This window comes from Cupriavidus sp. 05N38 (assembly GCF_056397345.1).
The window spans coordinates 1-8,330 of record NZ_JBFTNF010000126.1; the positions used below are offsets into that span (position 1 = coordinate 1).

The 8,330-nt window shown below is 68.2% G+C and carries 7 protein-coding genes; 4 read left to right on the forward strand and 3 right to left on the reverse strand.

What is annotated here, in order from left to right; genetic code table 11:
• The 3 genes from rnr to AC1DK4_RS39960 form a co-directional block, all read left to right on the forward strand.
• Nucleotides 1-2,566: ribonuclease R (rnr, locus tag AC1DK4_RS39950; RefSeq protein ID WP_477132227.1), on the forward strand; the 2,566-nt coding region annotated here is incomplete at its 5' end.
• A 72-nt stretch (nt 2,567-2,638) separates the two neighbouring features.
• The gene (rlmB, locus tag AC1DK4_RS39955) at nt 2,639-3,382 is read left to right on the forward strand and encodes a 23S rRNA (guanosine(2251)-2'-O)-methyltransferase RlmB (protein ID WP_441623153.1); all 744 of its coding nucleotides are present in this window, start codon (nt 2,639-2,641) and stop codon (nt 3,380-3,382) included.
• A gap of 4 nt (nt 3,383-3,386) precedes the next feature.
• Entirely contained in the window at nt 3,387-4,145 is a 759-nt protein-coding gene (locus AC1DK4_RS39960; RefSeq protein WP_441623155.1) for an SIR2 family NAD-dependent protein deacylase, read from the forward strand.
• 66 nt (nt 4,146-4,211) lie between these two features.
• Here the strand turns inward: AC1DK4_RS39960 and tal are convergent, their stop codons facing one another.
• Nucleotides 4,212-5,150, reverse strand: coding sequence for a transaldolase (gene tal / locus AC1DK4_RS39965; protein WP_441623157.1), 939 nt, complete (start codon nt 5,148-5,150; stop codon nt 4,212-4,214).
• Nucleotides 5,151-5,407: 257 nt separating this feature from the next.
• Between tal and rpiA the strand changes: the two genes are divergently transcribed.
• A complete protein-coding gene (rpiA, locus tag AC1DK4_RS39970; RefSeq protein ID WP_441623159.1) occupies nt 5,408-6,094 on the forward strand; it encodes a ribose-5-phosphate isomerase RpiA in 687 nt (228 codons plus the stop codon).
• A gap of 108 nt (nt 6,095-6,202) precedes the next feature.
• On the opposite strand, the gene AC1DK4_RS39975 is transcribed toward rpiA, so the two are convergent.
• Together AC1DK4_RS39975 and argA are read right to left on the reverse strand one after the other, a co-directional pair.
• Nucleotides 6,203-6,478, reverse strand: coding sequence for an oxidative damage protection protein (locus tag AC1DK4_RS39975; protein ID WP_441623161.1), 276 nt, complete (start codon nt 6,476-6,478; stop codon nt 6,203-6,205).
• A 111-nt stretch (nt 6,479-6,589) separates the two neighbouring features.
• Nucleotides 6,590-8,041 carry an amino-acid N-acetyltransferase gene (gene argA / locus AC1DK4_RS39980; protein WP_441623162.1) on the reverse strand — a complete coding sequence of 484 codons (1,452 nt, stop codon included), beginning with the start codon at nt 8,039-8,041 and terminating at the stop codon, nt 6,590-6,592.
• Between the last annotated feature and the right edge of the window lie 289 nt (nt 8,042-8,330).

The following is an 8,330-nucleotide window of genomic DNA, read 5'->3' on the forward strand; positions in this document are numbered from 1 at the left end:
TAACTATCCGATCCCTAGCCGGGAAGAAATCCTCGGCGTCCTGAGGACGTCCGGGTCGCCCCTGTCGGCTGGCGACATTGCCAAGGCGCTCGCCGTCACGCGCAAGGAACACGACGGATTCCAGAAACGCCTCGCCGCCATGGAGCGCGACGGCCAGATCGAACTCAACCGCAAGGGCCGCTACGAGCTGGCCCACCAGCCCAACTTCGTGGTCGGACGCGTGCAGGGCCACCGCGATGGTTTCGGCTTCCTGATCCGCGACGACGGCGACGACGATATTTTCCTGCCCGAGCGCGAACTGCAGAAGGCGATGCACAACGACCGCGCCCAGGTGCGCGTGATCGGCTACGACCGGCGCGGCCGGCCCGAAGGCCAGATCGTCGAGATCATCGAACGCGCCAACCGCTACGTGATCGGCCGCCTGCTCAGTGAAGGCGGGGTGCTGGTGGTGGCGCCGGAAGACAAGCGCATCAGCCAGGACATCCTGATTCCGCCCAAGGCGCAGGGCAAGGCGCGCGTGGGGCAGGTGGTCAGCGTGGAAATCATCGACTATCCCGACCGCTACGTGCAGCCGGTGGGCCGCGTGGTGGAAGTGCTGGGCGACATCGACGATCCCGGCATGGAGATCGAGATCGCCGTGCGCAAGTACGGCGTGCCGCATGCCTTCTCCGATGCGTGCGCCAAGGAAGCCGCCGCGCTGCCGGACACGGTGCGCGAATCCGACCTCGACCACCGCATTGACCTGCGCGACGTGCCGCTGGTGACCATCGATGGCGAAGACGCACGCGACTTCGACGACGCGGTCTACTGCGAGCCGGTCAAGATCGGGCGTGCCAAGGGCTGGCGCCTGGTGGTGGCGATCGCCGACGTGTCGCACTACGTGCGCCCCGGCACGCCGCTCGATGCCGATGCGCTGGACCGCGCCACGTCGGTGTATTTCCCGCGCCGCGTGATCCCGATGTTGCCGGAGAAGCTCTCCAACGGGCTGTGCTCGCTCAACCCGCAGGTGGACCGCCTGTGCATGGTGTGCGATGCGGTCATCACCGCCAAGGGCGAGCTCAAGGCCTACCAGTTCTACCCGGCCGTGATGCACTCGGCGGCACGCCTGACCTATAACGAGGTCTGGGCCGTGCTCTCCAACACCAAGGGCCCGGAGGCGCACAAGCGCGCCGACCTGGTGCCGCACCTGCAGAACCTGTACGAGCTGTTCCAGGTCCTGCTCAAGTCCCGCCGCGAGCGTGGCGCGATCGACTTCGACACCACCGAGACCTATATCGTCTGCAATGCGCAGGGCAAGATCGAGCAGATCCTGCCGCGCACCCGCAACGACGCGCACCGCCTGATCGAGGAATGCATGCTGGCCGCCAACGTATGCGCGGCCGATTTTCTCGAGCGTTTCAAGCACCCCACGCTGTATCGCATCCACGCGGGGCCGAGCGAGGAAAAGCTCAAGAACCTGCGCGAGTTCCTCAGGACCGTGGGGCTGTCGCTGGCCGGCGGCGACAAGCCGCAGGCGGCCGACTACGCCGACGTGATGGACAAGATCAAGAGCCGTCCCGACGCGCCCATGCTGCAGACCATGCTGCTGCGCTCGATGCAGCAGGCGGTCTACAGCCCGGACAATATCGGCCACTTCGGCTTGTCGTACGAGGCCTACGCCCACTTCACCAGCCCGATCCGCCGCTACCCTGACTTGCTGGTCCACCGCGCCATCAAGGCCGTGCTGGCGCACACCAAGTACCAGCCGGCGTTCGCCCCCGGCACGGCGCTGAATACCGCCATCGCGCCCAAGGCCCGCCGCATGCAGGCCAAGGACGCCGCGGCCAAGGCCGAACAGAGCGCGGCGCGCGCCAAGCGCAACGAAGCCATCTGGGACGAGCTCGGCCTGCACTGCTCGGCCAACGAGCGCCGCGCCGACGAAGCCTCGCGCGACGTGGAAGCCTGGCTCAAGTGCTACTTCATGCGCGACAAGCTCGGCAGCGAGTACTCCGGCACCATCAGCTCGGTGACCTCCTTCGGCATCTTCGTGCAGCTCGACGAGCTGTATGTGGAAGGCCTGGTCCACGTTACCGAGCTGGGCAGCGACTACTTCCAGTACGACGAAGCGCGCAACGAACTGCGCGGCGAGCGCACCGGCATCCGCTACCGCCTGACCGACCGCGTGCGCGTGCAGGTTTCGCGCGTGGACCTGGATGCTCGCAAGATCGACTTCCGCCTGGTGCAGGAACCGTCGGCCAAGAACCTGCGTGCCCGTGCGCCGGTCACCGAGGCGCAGCCGCGCGTGCCCGCCGCGCACGCCGTGCCGGCGCGCAAGAAGGGCCGCCAGCTGGCGGCGCTGCTGGGCGGCACCTCCAAGCCGGAAGAATCGTTCGACGAAACGCTCGACCGCGTGATCGAAGAACAGCCGGTGTTCGAGGCCGTCATCACGCCCGTCAAGACGCGTATCGGCCAGGGCGGCAAGCCGGCCAAGCGCGCCGCCAAGCCCAAGCCGGCCCATCTCGGGTCGGGTCCCAAGGGCGGCGGCAAGCCGGCCGGCAAGAGCAGCCGCGCCGCGCGCAAGCGCTGAGGTGGCGGGGGGAGCCGCAACCGGTTCCCCCGCTCTGGACACGCGGCAAGGCCCGGCGGGTACAATCCCGCCATGGCTAAACAAAAACTCCTGATCGGCTTTCACGCCGTCACCGCGCGCCTGCGCCAGGACGCCGCGGGCGTCACCGATGTCTATGTAGAATCCGCGCGGCGTGACCGCCGCATGCAGGACTTCATCCGGCTTGCCGAAAGCCTCAATGTGCGCCTGCATCCGGTGGACGCAGAGCGCCTGCGCGGCATGGCCGGCACCGATCGCCACCAGGGCGTGGTGGCCCGCGCCGAAGACGTGGCGCTGGCACTCAATCTCGACGAACTGCTGGATGGCATCGAAGGCACGCCGCTGCTGCTGGTGCTGGACGGCGTCACCGACCCGCACAACCTGGGCGCCTGCCTGCGCGTGGCCGATGGTGCCGGCGCGCATGCCGTGATCGCCCCCAAGGACCGCAGCGTGGGCCTCAACACCACCGTGGCCAAGGTCGCCAGCGGTGCGGCCGAGACCGTTCCCTACATCACCGTCACCAACCTGGCGCGCACCCTGCGCGAATTGCAGGAGCGCGGCATCTGGGTGATCGGCACGGCTGACGGCGCCGACAAGACCGTCTACGACGTCGACCTCAAGGGTCCGATGGCTCTCGTCATGGGCGCCGAAGGCGAGGGCATGCGTCGCCTCACGCGCGAGACTTGCGACGAACTGGTCGGCATTCCCATGGCCGGCGGCGTGGAGAGCCTGAACGTCTCCGTGGCCAGCGGCGTGTGCCTGTATGAAGCGGTGCGCCAGCGCCGCCTGCCGCGCTGAGCCCATGGCCGCGGAAATCGATGCGCCTTCTCTGGCGGCCGCGCGCGGCCTGATCGCCGGAGCCGGCAGCATCATGGTGCTGACCGGCGCCGGCGTCTCGGCCGAGTCGGGCGTTCCGACCTTCCGCGATGCCATGACCGGCCTCTGGTCACGTTTCAATCCGGAGGAACTGGCGCAGGAAGACGCTTACCGGCGCCAGCCCGCGCTGGTCTGGGAGTGGTACCTGCACCGGCGCGAGCTGGTCGCGGCCACCCATCCGAACCCCGCGCATTTCGCGCTGGCCGCGCTCGCGGCGCAAAGAAACCTCACCCTGGTCACGCAAAACGTCGACGGCCTGCACCAGCGCGCCGGCAGCCGCGATGTGATCGAACTGCACGGCAACCTGTTCGCCAACAAATGGCTGGACGGCTGCGGCCGCTGCGACCCGGCCACGGCCATTCCCGGCATGCCGCCGCGCTGCAACCTGTGCGGCGCCATGATGCGTCCCGGCGTGGTGTGGTTCGGCGAGGACCTGCCGCGCGTGGCGCGCTATCGCGCCGAGCACGCGGCCGAGACCTGCGATTGCTGCCTGGTGGTGGGCACCTCCGGCCTGGTGTACCCGGCCGCCGGCCTGCCCGGCATCGCCAAGGACCACGGCGCGCAGGTCATCGTGGTCAATCCCGAGCCCTCGGCGCTGGACCAGACCGCCGATATCGTGCTGCGCGGACCGGCGGGCGTGGTGCTGCCGCAGCTGTGGGACGGATCCGTGCCGGCCCGATCCTGAACCGGATGGTCCCGCCGATTGCGCAGGGACCATCCCGGTGTGAACGGGAGCTGGGTGAGCGGGAGGCTAGCCCGCGATCAGCGCTTCCAGCTTGACCGCATCCGCTGCGAACAGGCGGATGCCGTCGGACAGCTTCTCCGTGGCCATCTGGTCCTCGTTCAACTGCCAGCGGAAGGCCGCTTCGCTGCATTCGATGCGGGCGATATTGGCGGCCTGGGCCTGGTCGACCGACAGCTTGCGCTCGACCGTGCCTGCGGTGGCGGCGAGTTTCTCGAGCAGGTCCGGGCTGATGGTCAGCAGGTCGCAACCGGCCAGCGAGAGGATCTGCTCGGTGCTGCGGAAGCTGGCGCCCATCACTTCGGTGGGGTGGCCGAACTTCTTGTAGTAGTCGTAGATCTGGCGCACCGAGCGCACGCCGGGGTCRTTGTCGCCGGCATTGGCGGCAACATCCCAGTTGTCGCCGGCCTGCTTCTTGTGCCAGTCGAGAATGCGGCCGACGAAGGGCGAGATGAGTTGCGCGCCGGCTTCGGCGCAGGCCACGGCCTGGGCCAGCGAGAACAGCAGCGTCATATTGCAGCGGATGCCTTCGCGCTGCAGCACCTCGGCGGCGCGGATGCCCTCCCAGGTGGAGGCGATCTTGATCAGCACGCGTTCGCGCGCCACGCCGCGCTGCTCGTACAGCGAGATCAGGTGGCGGGCCTTGGCCAGGGTGGCTTCCGTGTTGAAGGACAGGCGGGCATCGACCTCGGTGGACACACGGCCGGGCACGATGGCCAGGATCTCGCAGCCGAAGCCGATCAGCAAGGCGTCCATGACGGCGTCGATGCCGTCGTTGTCGCGCACGGCGCGGTCCAGCAGCGGGCGGTACTCGGCCTTCTGCACGGCCTTGAGGATCAGGGACGGGTTGGTGGTGGCGTCTTGCGGCGTGTACTGCTTCATCAACTGGAAGTCGCCGGTGTCCGCCACTACGGTGGTGAACTGCTTGAGCTGATCGAGCTGGTTCATGGTCGGTGAGTTGCTGGTAGAGGTTGGTGATGACGCCGGGCCGGTGTGCCTGGCCGCGGGCGTCGCTGTACATCGTTGCCTTCCCCGGCAGGGGAGGGCGGCGCAGAGCGCAATGCGGTGGCCGGCGCGCGGGATGCTTTCATGCGGTCCGCCGCCGGTCTCGAAGCCATTGTACCGCCGGCCGGTGGCGCCTCCGGCGATGCCACGGCAATCCGGTACACTATGCGGTTTCCCCCAAAAGCAGACGGGCTGTTGTCATGAATCAGGATGAACTGAAGGCGCTGGTGGCGCAAGCCGCGGCGGACTATGTCGAGAAGGAAGTGCCGGCTGGTGCCGTGCTCGGCGTTGGCACGGGCTCCACGGCCAACCTCTTTATCGATGCGGTGGCGGCGTTCAAGGAGCGCTTTGCCGGCGCGGTTTCCAGCTCGGAAGCTTCCACCCGCCGCCTGCAGCAGCATGGCTTCAAGGTGCTGGACCTGAACGAGGTCGATGAAATCCCCGTGTACGTGGACGGTGCCGACGAGATCGACGCCAGCGGCGCCATGATCAAGGGCGGCGGCGGCGCGCTGACGCGCGAGAAGATCGTGGCCTCGGTGGCGCAGCGCTTTGTGTGCATCGCCGATGGCAGCAAGCTGGTCGACGTGATGGGCGCATTCCCGCTGCCGGTGGAAGTGATTCCGATGGCACGCGCGGCGGTAGCGCGCAAGCTGGCGGCGTTCGGCGGCCAGCCGCGCCTGCGCATGACCAAGGAAGGCGGCATCTTCAAGACCGACAACGGCAACGTGATCCTGGACGTCAGCGGCCTGAAGATCACCGATCCGAAGGCGCTGGAGGCCTCGATCAACCAGGTGCCGGGCGTGGTGACGGTCGGCCTGTTCGCGCTGCGCGGCGCGGACGTGCTGCTGCTGGGCACGCCGGAGGGCGTCAAGCGCAGCGACTACTGACGCTGGGCTGCGACGGCCCCGCACGGGGCGCGCCGGAACGAAAAAGGGTGCCGCGAGAGGCACCCTTTTTTATTCCCGGGCGCGGCACCAGGCCGCGCGCCAGGCACATTACGCCTGCGGCGGCGGCACGTAGCCCTGGGCCTGGTCGGCGCCTTCGCCGAAGAAATACTTCTCGGTCTGCTTGAGCAGGTACTGGCGCGCGCGCGTATCGGCCATGTTGAGGCGGTTTTCATTGATCAGCATGGTCTGGTGCTTGAGCCAGCCAGCCCAGGCTTCCTTGGACACGGTCTGCCAGATCTTCTTGCCGAGTTCGCCAGGCAGCGGCGGCAGGTCGAGCCCTTCGGCTTCCTTGTTGAGCTTGACGCATTGAACCATGCGGGCCATGGGGAACTCCTTGTTGTCGTGTGATGTAGCCGGCGCGGCGAAACGGCCGGCCGTTGCGGTGGCGCTATTGTAACGAAGCCGGGGCGAGCCTTCAGGCTACCCCCACCGGCGTCACAGTTTTTTCATCAGCACCATCGACTTGCGTTGCCAGTTGTACAGCTTGCGCTTGTCTTCGGGCAGGTCGTCCACGTTGGCGTGCACGAAGCCGCGCTTGAGGAACCAGTGCTCGGTGCGGGTGGTAAGCACGAACAGGCGATCCAGGCCGAGGCTGCGGGCACGGCGCTCGATGCGCTTGAGCAGGCGCTCGCCGTCGCCGGTGCCTTGCGCCTCTGACGATACCGTGAGGCAGGCCATTTCGGCCATGCCCTCGCGCGAATACGGGTAGAGCGCGGCGCAGCCGAACAGCACGCCGTCGTGCTCGATCACCGAGAAGTTGGCGATGTCGCGCTCGATCAGGTGGCGCCCGCGCGGCACCAGCGTGCCGTCCTGCTCGAGCGGGGCGATCAGCTGCAGGATGCCGCCGACGTCGTCCAGCGTGGCTTCGCGCAGGCTTTCCAGGTCGGTGTCGGAAATCATGGTGCCGACGCCGTCGTGCAGGAACAGCTCCAGCAGCACCGAGCCGTCCAGCTCGAACGGGATCAGGTGCGCGCGCGGCACGCCGCCCTTGAGGGCCTTGACCAGGTGTTCCAGGTAATAGGCCACCTCGGGCGGCAGGTGGTTGTTCTGCAGTCGCTCGACGGCGGTGCGCAGCGACATTTCCGGCATCATCCTGCCGGACGCGTCCTGCACGCCGGGCACTTCGGTGATGAAGACCAGCTTGTCGGCCTTGATGGCGGTGGCGGTGGCGCTGGCCACGTCTTCCATCGACAGGTTGAAGGCCTGGCCGGTGGGCGAGAAACCAAGCGGCGAAAGCAGCACCACCTTGCCGTGCGAGAGCGACATGCGCACCGATTCGCCGTCGATCTTGCGCACCAGGCCGGTGTGCTGGTAGTCCACGCCTTCGACAATGCCGACCGGGCGCGCGGTAACGAAATTGCCCGAAATCACCGAGAGCTGGGCGCCGGCCATGGGTGTGTTGGGCAGGCCCTGGCTGAAGGCGGCCTCGATGTCCAGGCGCAGTTCGCCGGCGGCTTCCTTGGCGCATTCGAGCGCGGCGTTGTCGGTGATGCGCACGCCGGCGGCGAATTGCGACTCGACGTGGCGCAGCGCCAGTTGCTCTTCCACCTGCGGGCGCGAGCCGTGCACCAGCACGATCTGCATGCCCATGGCGTGCAGCAACGCCACGTCGTTGACGAGCGCGTTGAGCGTGCCGGCCTTGACCAGTTCGCCGGCGAAGGCGATGACGAAGGTCTTGCCGCGAAACGCGTGGATATACGGGGCGACCGCGCGCAGCCAGTCGACGAACTGCTGGTGGTCGGGGCCGCTTCGCTCGACCGGCTCGGCGGCCGGGGCGGGCACGTCGAGGGGCGCGACGAGGTGCGCGGCAGGGGCGGGAACGGGCAGGGGCTCGTCTTTTTCGGACGGCGCGGGCGCGTCGGCTGGCGTGTCGGTTCTTGCATTCATGCCGCGGATTATAATCCCGGCCAATGTCAGCACAACGCCCCGCCAAACCTTTGCCGCCGGATCGGAAAACCGATGCCGGCCGGCCCGCGCCCAAGGCCGCCCCATCCCCCGTCCAGACGCCGGCCCCGCCTGCCGCCAAGCAGGGCCGCCAGCCTGGCAATCCGGGTGTCGCTTCCGGCTCCGTTGCGGCCGCCGGCACGCAGAATCGCCCGCCGGCGCGCCGTGACGGGCGCCGGCCACCGCCGGCCGGCACGGTCGCGGGCGCCCCCGCCGCGCAAGCCGCCCAGGC